Origin of the sequence: Rhizocola hellebori, assembly GCF_016862955.1 — a bacterium.
In the GTDB taxonomy this organism is placed as follows: Bacteria; Actinomycetota; Actinomycetes; order Mycobacteriales; family Micromonosporaceae; genus Rhizocola; species Rhizocola hellebori.
This window is the reverse complement of record NZ_BONY01000191.1, coordinates 1-1,079: the sequence shown is the minus strand read 5'-3', so window position 1 is coordinate 1,079 and position 1,079 is coordinate 1. Positions and strand designations below refer to the sequence as shown.

Annotated in this window: 2 protein-coding genes; both read left to right on the top strand. The window is 60.1% G+C overall.

Features of this window, described 5'->3' with window-relative positions:
* Positions 1-165 precede the first annotated feature (165 nt).
* On the top strand, positions 166-651 hold the full coding sequence (locus Rhe02_RS49445) for a hypothetical protein (RefSeq protein WP_203915551.1): 486 nt from the start codon (positions 166-168) through the stop codon (positions 649-651).
* On the top strand, positions 648-1,079 hold a 432-nt coding region (locus tag Rhe02_RS49440), incomplete at its 3' end, for a hypothetical protein (RefSeq protein WP_203915550.1). The genes Rhe02_RS49445 and Rhe02_RS49440, both read left to right, overlap by 4 nt.

Here is a 1,079-nt window from a genome sequence, read left to right as displayed (position 1 = left end):
GCCGCTGAACGTGGAGTGACATACGGCTGCCCGGGGCAATGCGCAGGACGAGGTAGGCAACTATGCTTCTGCAGGTGGCGGTGGGCGCGGATCACTGGGCAGGCGTTCCTCCATTGGTGTGTCTTTACGCGACGCCTGTGGTGAGACGATGAATGGCGGCCAAACATGACGACGTCTGGGCCGCAGGCCTCGAAAGTTGCATCGCTGAGGGCTATGGCGTTCCTTCGTTCCACGAGTGGTCGACGCGTCAGGAAAAAGCTTCTGCTTTGGATTATTTTCGGGGTCGCTTTTGCATTAATGCCCGTGGTATTGAGCTTCCTTAACGCAGCCACGAGAGGTAATGCGGTTGGATATGACGATCTAGTGGGACGTGGAGAACTTCTTCTCATAGCGGCCGCTGTGTCTGCGGCGACGGCTGGCGACTTGATAGCCGCAAAGACGTCGCTCGAGTCGACTCGAATCATCCTCGTTGGCCTAAATCTCGTGCTTGCCTGCATGGCGTCGCTGTGGTTCGGCGGCATCGCGAGCGCCAACTGGGACAAAGTAGTAGTAGATCATGGCTTCATCAGCTACGGCTCAACCTTGATGCTGATCTTTTCGCTGGTGAGTGGTGGCGCCAGCGTGGTGGTCGCGAATCTGAGGTCATCATGACGTGGCTTGGGCTGATTTCGCTTGTTGTGGCTTTTCTGGCCGCTGTTGCCTCGGTCATCACAGCTGTTTATGCCAGCCGGCGGACGCCCGCCGCGATGAAAACGACCGCGCAAATAGAGGATGAGCATCTGCGCGCTCATACGAGTAAGGCGGAGGAAGGTGCGAATGCGCCATCAGGTTACGAGCTGCTGAGTGAGCAGATCCTCACCCGCTGGAAGGGTCATTTCGCAGACGCTGTCACCAGGCAAGGCGCGGCGACCGCATGGAACACAGTGGACGTATGGGACCGGCTGGCCGTGTGGGGTGCTTTGGCCGACCGGCTGGGCACGGCGGAACCTGGCCAGCTCACGCTGTCTGTCCACGACCTAGCCCGCTGGCGGGGAACGGCACGGGCGTTGGCCGGGCTTGAGCAGCGGCAGGTGCTGGCC

Excerpts from the sequence above, each read along its gene's own strand:
- Rhe02_RS49445 (WP_203915551.1), top strand. The coding sequence starts at position 166 with ATGACGACGTCTGGGCCGCAGGCCTCGAAAGTTGCATCGCTGAGGGCT.